Origin of the sequence: Kribbella sp. NBC_01484 (genome assembly GCF_036227145.1) — a bacterium.
GTDB lineage: Bacteria > Actinomycetota > Actinomycetes > Propionibacteriales > Kribbellaceae > Kribbella.
Window position 1 is genome coordinate 6,180,618 of the sequence record NZ_CP109437.1, and the last position, 15,471, is coordinate 6,196,088.

At 68.8% G+C, this 15,471-nt stretch carries 12 protein-coding genes and 1 riboswitch; of the genes, 8 read left to right on the forward strand and 4 right to left on the reverse strand.

Annotated elements, in window-relative coordinates; translation table 11 throughout:
- Positions 1-6: 6 nt before the first annotated feature.
- Positions 7-495: a 1,2-phenylacetyl-CoA epoxidase subunit PaaD gene (gene paaD, locus OG555_RS30120; protein WP_329475926.1), complete on the forward strand. Its 489-nt coding sequence runs from the start codon at positions 7-9 to the stop codon at positions 493-495.
- Positions 496-1,581, forward strand: coding sequence for a 1,2-phenylacetyl-CoA epoxidase subunit PaaE (gene paaE / locus OG555_RS30125; protein ID WP_329475927.1), 1,086 nt, complete (start codon positions 496-498; stop codon positions 1,579-1,581). It abuts the gene before it with no gap.
- A gap of 46 nt (positions 1,582-1,627) precedes the next feature.
- Here the strand turns inward: paaE and argG are convergent, their stop codons facing one another.
- Positions 1,628-3,061, reverse strand: coding sequence for an argininosuccinate synthase (gene argG, locus OG555_RS30130; RefSeq protein WP_329475928.1), 1,434 nt, complete (start codon positions 3,059-3,061; stop codon positions 1,628-1,630).
- Between the two features lie 125 nt (positions 3,062-3,186).
- Between argG and OG555_RS30135 the strand changes: the two genes are divergently transcribed.
- The 4 genes from OG555_RS30135 to OG555_RS30150 all read left to right on the forward strand — a co-directional run bounded on the left by OG555_RS30135 (position 3,187) and on the right by OG555_RS30150 (position 7,854).
- A complete protein-coding gene (locus OG555_RS30135) occupies positions 3,187-3,975 on the forward strand; it encodes a metal-dependent hydrolase (protein WP_329475929.1) in 789 nt (262 codons plus the stop codon).
- A 197-nt stretch (positions 3,976-4,172) separates the two neighbouring features.
- A complete protein-coding gene (dapA, locus tag OG555_RS30140) occupies positions 4,173-5,087 on the forward strand; it encodes a 4-hydroxy-tetrahydrodipicolinate synthase (RefSeq protein WP_329475930.1) in 915 nt (304 codons plus the stop codon).
- Complete coding sequence (locus OG555_RS30145) at positions 5,084-6,778, forward strand: ribonuclease J (protein ID WP_329475932.1); 1,695 nt, start codon at positions 5,084-5,086, stop codon at positions 6,776-6,778. Before dapA ends, OG555_RS30145 begins: the two co-directional genes overlap by 4 nt.
- Positions 6,779-6,825: 47 nt before the next feature.
- Positions 6,826-7,854 (forward strand): LacI family DNA-binding transcriptional regulator, encoded by a 1,029-nt coding sequence (locus OG555_RS30150; protein WP_329475933.1) that lies wholly within the window; start codon positions 6,826-6,828, stop codon positions 7,852-7,854.
- Here the strand turns inward: OG555_RS30150 and OG555_RS30155 are convergent.
- Positions 7,831-8,916, reverse strand: coding sequence for a fatty acid desaturase family protein (locus OG555_RS30155; protein WP_329475934.1), 1,086 nt, complete (start codon positions 8,914-8,916; stop codon positions 7,831-7,833). The genes OG555_RS30150 and OG555_RS30155 overlap by 24 nt on opposite strands.
- A gap of 55 nt (positions 8,917-8,971) precedes the next feature.
- On the reverse strand, positions 8,972-10,051 hold the full coding sequence (locus OG555_RS30160) for a fatty acid desaturase family protein (protein WP_329475935.1): 1,080 nt from the start codon (positions 10,049-10,051) through the stop codon (positions 8,972-8,974).
- Between the two features lie 217 nt (positions 10,052-10,268).
- Here OG555_RS30160 and OG555_RS30165 point away from each other — a divergent pair, with 217 nt between their 5' ends.
- Positions 10,269-11,795: an alkaline phosphatase D family protein gene (locus OG555_RS30165; protein ID WP_329475936.1), complete on the forward strand. Its 1,527-nt coding sequence runs from the start codon at positions 10,269-10,271 to the stop codon at positions 11,793-11,795.
- Positions 11,796-11,911: 116 nt separating this feature from the next.
- Complete coding sequence (locus tag OG555_RS30170; protein ID WP_329475937.1) at positions 11,912-13,969, forward strand: prolyl oligopeptidase family serine peptidase; 2,058 nt, start codon at positions 11,912-11,914, stop codon at positions 13,967-13,969.
- Positions 13,970-13,977: 8 nt separating this feature from the next.
- On the opposite strand, the gene OG555_RS30175 is transcribed toward OG555_RS30170, so the two are convergent.
- Complete coding sequence (locus OG555_RS30175) at positions 13,978-15,342, reverse strand: aminotransferase class V-fold PLP-dependent enzyme (RefSeq protein WP_329475938.1); 1,365 nt, start codon at positions 15,340-15,342, stop codon at positions 13,978-13,980.
- A gap of 15 nt (positions 15,343-15,357) precedes the next feature.
- Positions 15,358-15,471: riboswitch (SAM riboswitch) on the reverse strand.

The window sequence follows — 15,471 nt, forward strand, 5'->3', positions numbered from 1 at the left end:
AGGGCTATGGGCCACACTTCTTCGGACGCAAGGATCTGGGAAGCGGTCGGTGAGGTGCTGGACCCAGAGGTGCCGGTGCTGACGATCGCGGACCTCGGTGTGTTGCGCGGGGTGCGGCACGAGGGCGATGAGGTCGTCGTGACGATCACACCGACGTACTCCGGCTGTCCGGCGATGGATCTGATCCGGCACGAGGTCGAGCTGACACTGCAAGCTCTGCACGTCGACGGGCGGGTCGAGACCGTGCTGTCGCCGGCGTGGACGACGGAGTGGATGAGTGAGGCCGGCAAGGCCAAGCTGACCGAGTACGGGATCGCGCCGCCCACCGGACGACGCGCCGTCGGCGGACCGGTTGCTCTCTCCCTCACCATCCGCTGCCCGCTCTGTGGGTCGCCGGACACCACAGAGCTCAGCCGCTTCGGCTCGACCTCCTGCAAGTCCCTCTGGCGCTGTAACGCGTGCCGGGAGCCTTTCGACCACTTCAAGGCGATCTAGATGACGACGACAGTGGCCCGGCGCCGGGCGGTCTTTCACCCGTTGAAGGTGGCCGCGATCGAGGCCATCACCGACGACTCGGTGGCGATCACGTTCACGGTGCCGGCCGACCTGGTGGGGGAGTACGAGTTCACCGCGGGCCAGCACCTGACGATCCGTCGTGCCGGGGACGAGGTACGGCGGAGCTACTCGATCTGCTCGCCCGCCGGGTCGGGCGTCCTGCGGATCGGTGTGAAACGGATCCCTGGCGGCGAGTTCTCGGCGTACGCGGCGCATGAGCTGAAGGTCGGCGACGAGCTGGAGGTGATGACCCCGCTCGGCCGGTTCGGTACGACGCTCGACCCGGCGAACGTGAAGCACTACGCGTTCGTTGCCGCGGGCAGCGGGATCACGCCGGTGCTGTCGCTGGTCGCGACGATCCTCGCTACCGAGCCAGGCGCACGCGTGACCCTGCTCTACGGCAATCGGACCGCCGGGTCGGTGATGTTCGCCGACGAGCTGGCCGATCTGAAGGACCGATACGCCGAGCGGCTCCACCTGGTGCACGTGTTGTCGCGGGAGTCGACCGAGGTCGAGCTGTTCAGCGGGCGGATCGACGCGGAGCGGTTGCGGCGGATGTTCGCGACGATCCTGCCGTTGGACAGTGTGGACGAGTGGTTCCTGTGCGGGCCGTACGCGATGGTCGTCGGTGCGCAGGAGTTGCTGCTGGGGGAGGGCGTCGCGCGTGAGCACGTGCACGCCGAACTCTTCCATGTCGGCGACGAGGCCCCGACGGCTCCGGTCGAGGAGACGGTCGTGGACGAGGACGCCGCCGAGGTGACCGTCATCCTCGACGGTCGCCGTTCGACCTTCTCGCTCGGCGAGCACTCGAAGGCCGTCCTCGACGCGACGCTGGCGGTGCGCTCCGACGCCCCGTTCGCCTGCAAGGGCGGCGTCTGCGGCACGTGTCGGGCGAAGGTGCTCGACGGCTCGGTCCGGATGGACACGAACTGGGCGCTCGAACCCGACGAGATCCGGGCCGGCTATGTGCTGACGTGCCAGTCGCACCCGACCACGCCCAAGGTGACGCTGGACTACGACGCCTGACAGCGACCGGCCTCCCCTGAAGGCCGGTCGCTGGGTTCAGGGCGGATCAGTCCGTGCCGGACTCCATCGCGGCCCGGTCGAGGAGCTCGTCCTCCTCGGTGGCCTCGCCGCGGGACGCGATCGCATCGGCGCCGCCGGTCGGCATCGCGCCGATCAGGTCGGTGGAGGACGCGAGCGCCGGGTTATGGCTGCCGAACATGCCCAGGCCGGCGTACTGCTCGAGCTTGGCGCGGGAGTCGGCGATGTCCAGGTTGCGCATGGTCAGCTGGCCGATCCGGTCGACCGGGCCGAACGCGGAGTCCTCGACCCGCTCCATCGACAACTTGTCCGGGTGGTAGCTGAGCGCCGGACCGGTGGTGTCGAGGATCGAGTAGTCCTCGCCCCGCCGCAGCCGCAGCGTGACCTCACCGGTCACCGCCGTACCGACCCAGCGCTGCAGGGACTCCCGCAGCATCAGCGACTGCGGGTCCAGCCAGCGGCCTTCGTACATCAGCCGGCCGAGCTTCCGGCCCTCGTTGTGGTAGCTGGCCAGCGTGTCCTCGTTGTGGATCGCGTTGACGAGCCGCTCGTACGCCGTGTGCAGCAGCGCCATCCCCGGCGCCTCGTAGATCCCGCGGCTCTTGGCCTCGATGACCCGGTTCTCGATCTGGTCCGACATGCCCAGCCCGTGCCGGCCGCCGATCGCGTTCGCCTCCAGCACCAGGTCGACCCCGGAGCCGAACTCCTTGCCGTTGATCGTCACCGGCCGGCCCTGCTCGAACGCGATCGTGACGTCCTCGGCCGGGACCTCGACGGCCGGATCCCAGTGCGCGACGCCCATGATCGGGTCGACGGTCTCGACGCTCGTGTCGAGGTGCTCCAGCGTCTTCGCCTCGTGGGTGGCGCCCCAGATGTTGGCGTCGGTGGAGTAGGCCTTCTCGGTGCTGTCCCGGTACGGCAGGCCGTGGGTGACCAGCCACTCGGACATCTCCTTGCGGCCGCCGAGCTCGGAGACGAAGTCCGCGTCGAGCCACGGCTTGTAGATCCGCAGGTGCGGGTTGGCCAGCAGGCCGTACCGGTAGAACCGCTCGATGTCGTTGCCCTTGAAGGTCGACCCGTCGCCCCAGATCTGGACGTCGTCGTCGAGCATCGCCCGGACCAGCAGCGTGCCGGTCACGGCCCGCCCGATCGGGGTGGTGTTGAAGTACGTCCGCCCGCCGGACCGGATGTGGAACGCACCGCAGGCCAGTGCGGCCAGCCCCTCCTCGACCAGCGCCGCCCGGCAGTCGACCAGGCGGGTGATCTCGGCGCCGTACGCCGTGGCTCGTCCCGGGACGGACGCGATGTCGGGCTCGTCGTACTGACCGAGATCGGCGGTGTACGTGCAGGGCACCGCCCCCCTGTCGCGCATCCACGCGACCGCGACCGACGTGTCGAGACCACCCGAGAACGCGATCCCGACCCGCTCACCAACCGGCAATGACGTAAGCACCTTGGACACAGGAAAAGTATGCACCCCTCTGCATGATTATGCAAAACGACAGTGGCGGGCGAGCCTCCGTGGAGGACCGGACCACGGTTGAAAGGATGAGCCGTTCCAGGGTGAGGGGAGTGTGAGGCACGGTGATGGGGCGGTCGCATGCCTTGTCGGGGTGGTGCGCCGGGCTGGTGGTGGCGCCGCTGATCGGGCTGACGTCGGTGGCCGAGGTGGTGCCGTTCGCCGCCGCGACAGCCGGCTACGCACTGCTGCCTGACCTCGATCACCCGGGCGCGAGCGCTTCCCGGCTGCTCGGACCGATCACCCGGCTGATGTCCGGTCTCATCCGCGCCTTCTCCGGCGTCCTCTACGACCTCACCAAGGGTCCACGCGACGAGGACAGTACGGGGAGGCATCGCCACGCGACCCACACACTGGCCGCCGCGATCCTGCTCGGCGTACTCACGGCAAGCCTCGGCGACCGAGGGAAGTGGGCGGTCCTCGCTGTCGCCGTCACCGGTCTGGTGCTGGCCGCCGACGTACTCGGCGACTGGATCGTCCTCGCAGTCCTTGGCGCCTCGGCCTGGTCGGTCTTCGGTACGGCGCTGCCCGGTACGACGACGGCCGACGCCGTACAGGCCGGCTTGTCGGAGATCGGCGGCTGGATCGGGATGGCGGTCGGCCTCGGCATGTTCGTCCACTGTCTCGGTGACACTCTCACTCGCTCCGGCTGCCCGTGGTTGTGGCCGCTGCCGATCCGCGGCGAGACCTGGTACGAGATCCGGCTCCCGCGTCTCCTCCGCTTCAGCACCGGTAGCTGGGTCGAGCGCCTGGTGATCGCGCCGCTCCTGCTGGCGGCCGGCGTACTGCTGCTTCCTGGCGGATTGCGGGCCGTCCAGCACGTCTTCGACGCAACCTCGATCTGGCTGGCGCGCTGAAATGATCGACGCTGCGGAGCGGTTCGGCTACGGAAAGTATCCACAGAAGTTTTTCCGGATTTTTTTCGTGGAAGCTGTAACGACTGCCGGGGCAGGCCCGATAGGACGAGTGAGCCTGGTGGCTGCCCGGACCCCCGAGCGGACAGCCATCAGGCCTACTCATTTCTCCGAGGCTGCGGAGCGGTAATCTGAGCCCCATGTCCTCGCCAGCTTCCTCCGCCACGCCAGCGCCGCCTTTCGGCCGCCTGACGACGGCGATGATCACCCCGTTCCGGCCTGATGGCGCGCTCGATCTCGACGCCGCGCAGAAGGTCGCGACCTATTTGGTGGACCGCGGTAACGATGCCCTCATCATCAACGGGACCACAGGCGAGGCGCCGACCACCTCGGACCAGGAGAAGGTCCAGCTGGTGCAGGCGGTGCTGGCGGCGGTCGGGGACCGCGCCAAGGTGATTGCCGGTGTCGGGACGAACAACACCGCGCACACGATCGAGTGCGCGAAGCAGGCCGAGGCCGCCGGAGCCGATGCGCTCCTGGTCGTCACGCCGTACTACAACAAGCCTCCGCAGGACGGGCTGCGCGCGCACTTCACCGCGGTCGCCGACGCCACCGGACTGCCGAACATCCTGTACGACATCCCCGGCCGGGCCGGCGTGGAGATCAGGAGCGAGACCCTGATCGCGCTCGCCGAGCACCCGCGGATCGTCGCGGTGAAGGACGCCAAGGGCGACCTCGCCGGGACCACCAAGGTGCTGGCGAACACCGATCTGTTCTACTACTGCGGTGCCGACGAGCTGAATCTCGCCTCGCTGGCGATCGGCGCGGTCGGCATCGCCAGTGTCGTCGCGCACGTCGCGAGCCCGGAGTACCGGCAACTGATCGACGCCGTGGTGGCCGGCGACCTCGCCACCGCACAGGAGATCGACCGACGGCTGGTGCCCGCCGTCGAGACGATCATGACCAGGACCCAGGGCGCCATCATGGTGAAGGCCGCGCTCAAGCTGGCCGGCGTCATCGAGCACGCGACACTCCGGTTGCCGCTGGTTGAGGCGACCGCCGAACAAGTGGACTGGCTCACCACCGACCTCAAGACGGCAGGACTGATTGCATGAGCCATCCTCATCCAGATCTCGACGCGCCCGGACCACTCGCTCCGGGCGCTTTGCGGGTGATCCCGCTCGGCGGCCTCGGCGAGGTCGGCCGCAACATGACGGTGTTCGAGTACGACGGCAAGCTGCTGATCGTGGACTGCGGCGTACTGTTCCCCGACGAGAACCAGCCCGGCGTGGACCTGATCCTGCCGGACTTCCAGCCGATCCGGGACCGCCTCGACGACGTCGTCGCGGTGGTCCTGACGCACGGCCACGAGGACCACATCGGCGGGTTGCCCTACCTGCTGCGTGAGCGGGGCGACATCCCCGTGATCGGCTCGCAGCTCACGCTCGCGCTGCTCGAGGGCAAGCTGAAGGAGCACCGGCACCGCAACGTGCCGCAGCAGACCGTGGTCGAGGGCGAGAAGCTTCAGATCGGGCCGTTCGTCTGCGAGTTCGTCGCGGTCAACCACTCGATCCCGGACGCGCTCGCGGTGGCGATCAAGACGCCGGCCGGTACGGTGCTGCACACCGGCGACTTCAAGATGGATCAGTTGCCGCTGGACAACCGGCTCACCGACCTGCGCGCGTTCGCCCGGCTCGGCGAGGAGGGCGTCGACCTGTTCATGGTCGATTCCACCAACTCCGAGGTGCCCGGCTTCACCACCAACGAGCGCGACATCGCTCCGGTGCTGGACCGGGTCTTCACCAACGCGAGGAACCAGCGCATCATCGTCGCCTGCTTCGCCTCGCACGTGCACCGGGTGCAGCAGGTGATGGACGCCGCGGTGAAGCACCGCCGCAAGGTCGCGTACGTCGGCCGCTCGATGGTCCGCAACATGGGTGTGGCCCGTGATCTCGGCTTCCTGACGGTGCCCGGCGACACGCTGATCGACATGCGCGAGCTGGACAACTACCCGCCGGAGCAGGTCGTGCTGGTGTCGACCGGTTCGCAGGGTGAGCCGATGTCGGCGCTGTCCCGGATCGCGGCCAACGACCATCACGTCGTCCAGATCCAGCCGGGCGACACCGTCGTACTCGCGTCGTCCTTGATCCCGGGCAACGAGAACTCGGTGTACCGGGTGATCAACGGCCTGACCCGGCACGGGGCGAACGTGATCCACAAGGGCAACGCGCTCGTGCACGTCTCCGGACATGCCAGCGCGGGCGAACTGCTGTACTGCTACAACATCGTCAAGCCGCGCAACGTGATGCCCGTGCACGGCGAGATCCGGCACCTGCACGCGAACGCGGAGCTGGCCGTCCAGACCGGCGTACCGGCCAAGAACGTGGTCGTCGTCGAGGACGGTGTGGTGGTCGACCTGATCGACCGGCAGGCCGTGGTGGCCGGCAAGGTGGACTGCGGGTACGTGTTCGTCGACGGCTCGACCGTCGGCGACATCACCGAGACCTCGCTGAAGGATCGCCGGATTCTCGGCGACGAGGGTTTCATCTCGGTCATCGCCGTGATGGACTCTGTCACCGGCAAACTGACCGCCGGGCCGGAGATCCAGGCACGCGGGTTCGCCGAGGACGACACCGTCTTCGACGACCTCAAGCCGAAGATCGAGGCGGAGATCGAGAAGGCGATCGGCAGCGGCGTGGACGACATGTACCAGCTGCAGCAGGTGATCCGCCGGGTGGTCGGCAAGTGGGTCAGCGACACCCACCGCCGCCGCCCGATGATCATCCCGGTCGTCGTGGAGAGCTGAGTGCCTCACACGAGGCACTGAGACAACAGGGGAGAGAGGGGCCGGCGATGACCATCAGCGGAGTGAACGGGACGGGCCAGCGCCGGCCCACGATGAAGGAGGTCGCGGCCCGGGCGGGGGTCGCGCTGAAGACCGTCTCCCGGGTGGTGAACGAGGAGCCGAACGTCAGCCCGGAGCTGACCGCCAAGGTCCAGGCCGCGATCAAGGAGCTCAACTACACCCCGAACGAGAGCGCCCGGATGCTGCGCCGCGGCAAGACCGGGACGATCGCGGTGGTGATCCGCGACATCGGCGACCCGTTCTTCGCCTCGCTCGGCCGCGCGGTCGAGCTGTGGGCCCGGTCGTCGGGCTCGGTCGTGATGATCGGGCTCACCGACGAGGACCCGGAGCGCGAGCGGGAGGTCTGCCTGGAGTTCGTCGCCCGCCGGCCGGACGCGCTGATCATGGCACCGATCGGGGAGACCCAGGACTACCTCGCGCCGCACGTCGACGCCGGGATGGCCGTGGTCACGATCGACCGGCCGGCCCACGGGATCGAGGCCGACGCCGTACTCGCGGACAACGCCGGCGGGATCGACCAGGCGATCGACCACCTGGTCCGGCAGGGGCACCGGCGGATCGCGTACCTCGGTGACGACGAGCGGATCTTCACCGCCCGCGAGCGCGTGGTCGCCTATCGGGCCGCGATGGCCCGGCACCGCATCGACGTGGACGAGGACCTGGTCCACCTGTCCGAGCCGACCACCGAGGGCATCGGCATCACGCTGTCCGCCGTACTGGATCGTCCGGAGCCGGCGACGGCGTTGCTGTCGGCAAACAACATGACCACCGCCGAGGTCCTCCGCGGTCTCGCGGGCCGGCGGGATCGGGTCGCGCTGGTCTCCTTCGACGACCTCGCCCTCGGCGACCTGCTCAGCCCCGGCCTGACCGCGGTCGCGCAGTCGGCCGACGTGATGGCCCGGACGGCGATCCAGCTGATGACCGAGCGTCTCCCGGAGCCGCATCGCCCCGGCCGGACGGTCCGCGTGCCGGTGAAGCTCACCATCCGCGGATCAGGCGAGATCCCGCCGGCCTGAGCGCAGCTCCGCCGCCAGCGGGCACTGGAACGGGTCCCGGGCGTGCAGGCCGACGTTGTTGAGGTAGTCGACGACGATCTTGTACGACGAGAACAGGCCGACCTCGGTGTAGTTCACGCCGTGCATGGCGCAGTACTCGCGGACGATCGGCTGCACCCGCCGGAGGGTGGGCCGGGGCATGCTCGGGAACAGGTGGTGCTCGATCTGGTAGTTCAGGCCGCCCATCGCGAAGTCGACCAGGACGCCACCGCGGATGTTGCGTGACATCAGCACCTGGCGGCGGAGGAAGTCGAGCCGCATGCCGGCCGGAACGAGGGGCATGCCCTTGTGGTTCGGCGCGAACGCCGCACCGAGGCAGACGCCGAACACCGCGAGCTGCAGGCCGAGGAAGGCACTGGCTTTCCCGGCCGGCAGCAGCAGATAGAGCGCGGCTACATAGCCGGCGAGCCTCGTGACCACGACCGCGGCGTCGATGCGTTCCAGCCGGCTCGCGTCCCGGCGCAGCAGGTGCCGCAGGCTCGACGCGTGCAGGCCGAGCCCTTCCAGCGTCAGCAGTGGAAAGAAGAGCCAGCCCTGGCGTGCGGCGAACCACTGACCGAGTCGTCCGCGCTTCGCGACCGCGTCCGGGGTGAAGGCGATGGCCTCGAGCTGGACGTCGGGATCCTTGTCGACCTGGTTCGGCGCGTTGTGGTGCCTGGAATGCTTCGTCCGCCACCAGGTCACACTCATGCCGGCGATCGCGCCCGCGAGGATGCGTGCCGTCCAGTCGTTCCGGGCCGCGGAGTCGAAGACCTGCCGATGCGCGCTGTCATGGCTGAGGAACGCGACCTGCACGAGGACGAGTGCGAGCGCAACGGCCAGCACCAGTTGGAACCAGGAGTCGCCGAGCAGGACCACGCCGAAGGCGACGGCCAGCAATGCCGTCAGGACCACGCTGATCCGGGTGAGGTAGTAGCCCTGGCGCCGCCGCAGCAGGCCGAGCTCCCGCACAGTCTGGAGGAGATCCGTGTACAGGCTGACGTACCGCTGCTGGGCGCCCACGCCGTCATCATCAAGAATCATCGTGACGCCAGGCGTGCGGTGAGGTGGACCGGTGAGGTCGGCTGGGCAAAGTGCATCAGTTCCGGTTCTGCGCGACGAGTGGGCACTGGAACGGGTCGCGCGCCCGCAGCCCGACGTTGTTCAGGTAGTCGACGACGATCTTGTACGACGCGAAGAAGCCGACCTCGGTGTACTTCACCTCATGCAGGGCGCAGTACTCGCGGACGATCGGCCGGACCGCCTTGAGCGTCGGCCGGGGCATGCTCGGGAACAGGTGGTGCTCGATCTGGTAGTTCAGGCCGCCCATCGCGAAGTCGACCATCACTCCGCCGCGGACGTTGCGGGACATCAGCACCTGGCGCCGCAGGAAGTCCAGCTTCATCGTCCTCGGCACCAGGGGCATGCCCTTGTGGTTCGGGGCGAACGAACCGCCGAGGCAGACCCCGAAGACGGCGAGCTGCAAGCCGAGGAACGCGCCGGCCTTGCCGATCGGCAGCAGGATGAACAGCACGGCCAGATAGGCGCCGATCCGGCCCACCACGATCGCGGCCTCGATGCGCTCGACCGAGGTCGCTCCCCGGCGCAACAGGTGGCGGATGCTCGAGACGTAGAGGCTCAAGCCTTCCAGGGTCAGCAACGGGAAGAACAGCCAGCCTTGGCGGCGGGTCAGCCACGCCTGGAAGCCAGTGCGCTTGGCAACGTGCTCGGGGGTGAACGCGACTACCCCGATCGCGATGTCCGGGTCCTTTCCCAGTTGGTTCGGCGCCCCATGGTGACGGCTGTGCTTCGACCGCCACCACGCGGCGCTCATCCCGACCAGTCCGCCGGCCAGCAGGCGAGCGGTCCAGTCGTTCCACGCGGCGGAGTCGAAGATCTGCCGGTGCGCGCTGTCGTGGCTGAGAAAGGCGACCTGCGTCAGCACCAGCGCCAGGGCACCCGCCATCAGGAGCTGGAACCAGGAGTTGCCGAGCAGGCCGACACCGACCCAGACCGCCGCGAAGGCGGCCAGCACCAAGCCGATCCGGGTGAAGTAGTACCCGCGCCGCCGCTTGAGTAGTCCGAGCTCGCGGACGGCCGTCAGGAGGTCGGTGTAGAGGTTCGTGTACCGCTGCTGCGGCCGTGGCGGATCATGTTCGTCCGCGACAAGCTGTGACATGGAAATGCCCCGCTCCGGAGTGCATCGGTCGATGCGCTACCGGGTCCAGGGCAGCGGGTACGAGAAGGTGGCTGGTACCCCCAACGGAACCACGCCCAGTAGCCACAAGCAAGCCGGCGTCCGGTGACCGCGCTGGCTGTCCGGCGCTGCCGGTGATTTGGCGTCCAGTTCGCCCGGCCGTCATCTGACTGTCATCAGCGGAGCGCATTTTCGGCTCATGAACTTGAGCCGCCGCCAGCTCCTGGCCGCATCCACCGTCGCCGGCGCCGCCCTCGCAGTACCAGGGGTTGCGACCGCGGTTCCCACCGTCGTTCGCCGTGATCGGCCCGCGCTGCCGTCCGGCATCGCCAGCGCCGACGTGACCCCAGAGTCGGCCGTCGTCTGGTCCCGCACGGACCGCCCCGGCCGGCTGGTCGTCCAGCTGACCAGCCACGGTCGCTTCGACAAGTCGATCCGGCTGCGCGGTCCGGTCACCAGTGCCGCCGACGACTTCACCGCGCGGCTTCCGCTGCGCGGCCTGCGTCCCGGCCAGCGCTACGACTACCGGATCGGCTTCGAGGACGCCCACGGCCGCGTCGGCGAGACCCTCGACGGTTCGTTCAGTACGCCGGGCCGCAACCGGCCGGTGTCCTTCGTGTTCACCGGCGACACCGCGGGTCAGGGCTACGGCATCAACCCGGAGCTCGGCGGCATGATCGCGTACAAGGCGATGCACGACACCCACCCTGACTTCTTCCTGCACTCCGGCGACAACATCTACGCCGACGGCCCGATCGCGGCCGAGCTGAAAGTTGCCGACGGCACCATCTGGAAGAACCTGGTGACCGAGGAGGTCGCCAAGGTCGCCGAGACCCTGGCCGAGTACCGCGGCCGGTACAAGTACAACCTGCTCGACCACAACGTCCGCGACCTGTACGCCGACGTGCCGCTGGTCGCGCAGTGGGACGACCACGAGACGCTGAACAACTGGTACCCGGGCGAGATCCTCACCGACGACCGCTATACCGAGAAGCGCGTCGACGTCCTCGCGTCCCGGGCGAAGAAGGCCTTCCTCGAGTACCTGCCGATGGAGCACGTCGCGGGCCGGGACCGGATCTACCGCAAGGTCGACTACGGCCCGCTGCTCGACGTCTTCTGCCTGGACATGCGGACCTACCGCGGCGCCAACCCGACGCCCGCCACCGCCGGCCCGGTCGCGATGCTCGGTGCCGAGCAGGCCGCCTGGCTGGTCCGCGAGGTGGCCGCGTCGAAGGCGACCTGGAAGGTGATCGCCAGCGACATGCCGCTCGGCCTGCTGGTCCCGGACGGCGACCTGATCGAGGCCGTCGCCAACGGCGTCGCCGGTGCGCCGGGTGGTCGCGAGCACGAGATCGCCTGGGTGCTGAGCCAGTTCAAGAAGCGCAAGGTCTGCAACGCGATCTGGCTGACCGCCGACGTGCACTACGCGGCCGCCCACCACTACGACCCGTCCCGTGCGGCGTTCACCGACTTCGATCCGTTCTGGGAGATCGTGGCCGGCCCGATCAACGCCGGTACGTTCGGGCCGAACGCGCTGGACGACACGTTCGGCCCGCGGGTCGTGTTCTCGAAGGCCGCGGACTTCGCGAGCCAGTCACCGGCGAGCGGCAACCAGTTCTTCGGCCACACCACGATCGACCCACGCACCGGAGTCCTCACGGTCTCGCTGCGCAATCTGTTCGGCACGGTCCTCTGGACCAAGGACATCACCCCGGCCCACCACTGAGGGGCCCGTCGTACTCACCTGGCTCCGGCGCCTGCGCGGGATGCCGCCCACCGGAGCAGGTGAGTACGACGCTCATCCGCGGCTGAAGGTTGTCCTGTCCCGTTAGGTTTGTCCGCATGAGCTATCCGGAGAGCCGCCGCGACGATGTGGTCGACACGCTGCATGGGCAGGAGATCGCCGACCCGTACCGCTGGCTGGAAGACCCTGACGCACCCGACACCCGGGACTGGGTCCGCAGGCAGAACGAGTTCACCCAGGCCGAGCTCTCCGGCTATCCGGAGCGCGAGTGGTTCCAGACCACCATGGCGGCGGTCCTGGCCCGCCCACGCGCCGGCGTGCCGGCGAAGAAGGCCGGCTGGTACCTCGTCGGCCGCAACGACGGCACACAGGCCCAGGATGTCGTGTACGTCGCCGAGTCCCTCGACGCGCTGCTCGCCGGCGGCCGGGTCCTGATCGACCCCAACACGCTGTCTGCCGACGGCACTGACTCGCTGGGCTCGTTCACCGTGAGTCCGGACGGCAAGTACCTCGCGTACGGCGTCAACGAGAGCGGCAGCGACTGGACGACGTTCCGGCTGCTCGACATCGCCACCGGCACGCCTGTGGACGACGTGGTCACGGGGGCGAAGTTCTGCGAAGCCACGTGGCTCCCCGACAGTTCGGCGTACCTCTATCTGCACTACCCGGCGAGTGGTCGCAGTGAGGGGACCGAGACGAAGACGCTCACCGGTGGGCGTCTGATGCTGCACAAGGTCGGCACACCGCAGTCCGATGACGAGCTCGTGCTGAGCTTCCCGGATCACGACCGCTACTTCATCACGCCGGAGGTGTCGGAGGACGATCGCTACCTCGTCGTCCACATCACCGAGGGCACCGACCCCGGAGCTCGGCTCTGGGTCTTTCCGATCGCGTCCGACGGTTTCGGCGAGCCGGTGAAGGTGGTGGACTCCTTCGCCGATGAGATCGCGTTCGTGCGGATGTCCGGCGACCAGCTGGTATTGCGGACCGATCGTGACGCCTCCCGTGGTCGTGTGGTGCTCGCTTCGCTGGACGGTGAGTTCGTCGACCTGATCCCGGAAGGCGAGGCCACACTGCAGGCGGTTCGCGGCACTGCCGCCGGACTGGCCACCCTGACGCTGGTCGACGCACAACCGGCGTTGACGCTCTTCGCGCTCGACGGGTCCGATGCGCGGGTCATCGACGTACCGGGCGGGGGAGTGGTGGGCTTCGATGCCAGCCCCGAGTACGACGAGCTCTTCATCGGCCTGTCGACCACAACCGATCCGACGGTGTCGTACGTCGTCTCGACGTCGTCGGGCGTCGTCCGTGCGTTGCCGGAGCTCGTCCGTGGCTCAGGTGGATTCACGTCCCCGTCGGTCACCGTGACGCGACGGGTCGAGCCGGGTCGCGAGGTGCCGTACTTCCTGATCACTCGCTCCGACCTGGACACATCAGCCCCACGCCCGACGCTGCTCTACGGGTACGGCGGCTTCCGCATCCCGATCCTGGCCGACTACAAGCCGGGCTGGCCGGCGTGGCTGGCGGCCGGCGGAGTGCTGGTGATCGCGAACCTGCGGGGCGGCGGTGAGTACGGCAGCGACTGGCACGACGAGGGACGGCTGAAGAACAAGCAGAACGTCTTCGACGACTTCATCGCTGTCGCAGAGCACCTGCGGGACACCGAGGTGACCACGCCTGCGCAGCTCGCGATCCACGGTCGCAGCAACGGCGGTCTGCTCGTGGGAGCGGCCATGACACAGCGACCGGACCTGTTCGCGGTCGCGCTGCCCGGTGTGGGCGTCATGGACATGTTGCGGTTCCACTTGTTCACAGTGGGCGCCGCGTGGGCCTCTGACTTCGGCCATCCGGACGATGCGTCGGAGTTCGAGGATTTGCTGGCTTACTCACCACTGCATCGGTTGCGCGACGGGACGTCGTACCCGGCGACGCTCGTGGTCACGGGTGATCACGACGACCGGGTGGTGCCGTTGCACAGTCACAAGTTCATCGCCGAGCTGCAGCATGCCCAGTCCGGTCCGGGACCGGTCTTGACCCGCGTCGAGGTCAACACCGGTCACGGCTTCGGGAAACCCGCCGCCATGGTCGCGGCGGAATGGGCGGACCTACTGGCGTTCGCTGCTCACCATGTAGGCCTTGTACCTCCTGAGCAGTAGGAGGGCCGTTACCAGATGCGAGGAGCTTGGAGGTCCCGCGGGTCGTCGGTGGGCTGACAGCCGTGCGCGGTGTCCTCGTACTCCGACCGCGGTCCGCCGGCGGCCAGCGTCCGTACGGCGTTGACGAGCCGGTCCACGTGCTCACGCGTCGTACCGAGGCCGAGGCTCGCCCGGACCGCGGTGCCGTGCTCGGGGGAGTCCGCGAGCAGGTGACCGACGAGCGGGTGCGCACAGAACTTGCCGTCCCGGACACCGATGCCGTACTCGGCGCTCAGTGCCGCTGACACGAGCGTCGAGCTCAGACCGGCAACCGTGAAGCAGACAGTGCCGACGCGGTCCGCGTCCTCGCCGAAGATCGAGTACGTCGTGACGCCGGGGAGCTGAGCCAGGCCGGTCCGGAGGCGGGCGAGCAGACTGCGCTCGTGCTGCTCGATCGCGTCGCGGTGCTTGCTGATCGCGGCACACGCCGAGGCGAGGGCGATCGCGCCGATGACGTTGGGGGAGCCGCCCTCGTGCCGCGCCGGGCCGGTCGCCCAGACCACGGTGTCGCCGGTGACCGCGGTCGTCGCGCCACCGCCGTACAGGTACGGATCGGCGGCGTCGAGCCAGTCGGCGCGGCCGATCAGCGCACCGGCGCCGTACGGCGCGTAGAGCTTGTGTCCGGACAGTGCGACCCAGTCGACGTCGAGTGCGGCGATGTCGACCGGCCGGTGCGGTGCAAGCTGCGCGGCGTCGAGGCAGACCCGCGCACCGTGCGCCTTGGCGACCGCGGCGATCTCCGCGATCGGGAAGATCTCACCGGTCACGTTGGAGGCGCCGGTCACGACCACCAGCCGCGGACCCTCCGGCGCGGTGCGCAAAGCGTCGGCGACGTTGGTCACTGCTTCACTGGGGGAGGCGGGCGCCGTGAGGCGGACGGTCCGCTCAGCCGGCCAGGGCAGGAGCGCGGCGTGGTGCTCGGACTCGAAGACGATCACGGTCGCGTCCGGGGGGACGGCCTGGGCGAGCAGGTTCAGCGCGTCCGTGGTCTGGCGGGTGAAGATCACCTGGTCGTCGGCACGGGCTCCGACGAACGCGTGCACCTCGGCGCGAGCGCGCTCGTACCACTGGGTGGTGATGCGGGACGCATAGCCGTTGCCGCGGTGCACCGACGCGTACGACGGCAGCGCCGCCTCGACGCTGGCCCGGACGGACTCCAGACACGGCGCACTGGCTCCGTGGTCGAAGTTCGCGTAGTCGGTGACTCGGCCGTCGGCCAGCGGAACCAGCAGGTCCGAGCCGACCGTGGTGGGGATGCTGCCGGTGAGGAGCCGGGTGACCGTCGGCCGCGGCGTACTCGCGCTGGCCGGTTCGAGGATGGAAAGAATCGACATGCTGCTGCTCCAGGAAGTCCGCACTTGCCGAGCGGCGTATCCGCACGGCCTGGTCTTCACCCGGGGCACCCCACCGCGGAGGAGGGTTGCCGGCCAGCGAGCCGGGGCTTGGCGCTGGCACTCATGACC

Excerpts from the sequence above, each read along its gene's own strand:
- paaD (WP_329475926.1), top strand. The coding sequence starts at position 7 with ATGGGCCACACTTCTTCGGACGCAAGGATCTGGGAAGCGGTCGGTGAG.
- paaE (WP_329475927.1), top strand. The coding sequence starts at position 496 with ATGACGACGACAGTGGCCCGGCGCCGGGCGGTCTTTCACCCGTTGAAG.
- OG555_RS30135 (WP_329475929.1), top strand. The coding sequence starts at position 3,187 with ATGGGGCGGTCGCATGCCTTGTCGGGGTGGTGCGCCGGGCTGGTGGTG.
- dapA (WP_329475930.1), top strand. The coding sequence starts at position 4,173 with ATGTCCTCGCCAGCTTCCTCCGCCACGCCAGCGCCGCCTTTCGGCCGC.
- OG555_RS30145 (WP_329475932.1), top strand. The coding sequence starts at position 5,084 with ATGAGCCATCCTCATCCAGATCTCGACGCGCCCGGACCACTCGCTCCG.
- OG555_RS30150 (WP_329475933.1), top strand. The coding sequence starts at position 6,826 with ATGACCATCAGCGGAGTGAACGGGACGGGCCAGCGCCGGCCCACGATG.
- OG555_RS30155 (WP_329475934.1), bottom strand. The coding sequence starts at position 8,916 with ATGATTCTTGATGATGACGGCGTGGGCGCCCAGCAGCGGTACGTCAGC.
- OG555_RS30160 (WP_329475935.1), bottom strand. The coding sequence starts at position 10,051 with ATGTCACAGCTTGTCGCGGACGAACATGATCCGCCACGGCCGCAGCAG.
- OG555_RS30165 (WP_329475936.1), top strand. The coding sequence starts at position 10,269 with ATGAACTTGAGCCGCCGCCAGCTCCTGGCCGCATCCACCGTCGCCGGC.
- OG555_RS30170 (WP_329475937.1), top strand. The coding sequence starts at position 11,912 with ATGAGCTATCCGGAGAGCCGCCGCGACGATGTGGTCGACACGCTGCAT.
- OG555_RS30175 (WP_329475938.1), bottom strand. The coding sequence starts at position 15,342 with ATGTCGATTCTTTCCATCCTCGAACCGGCCAGCGCGAGTACGCCGCGG.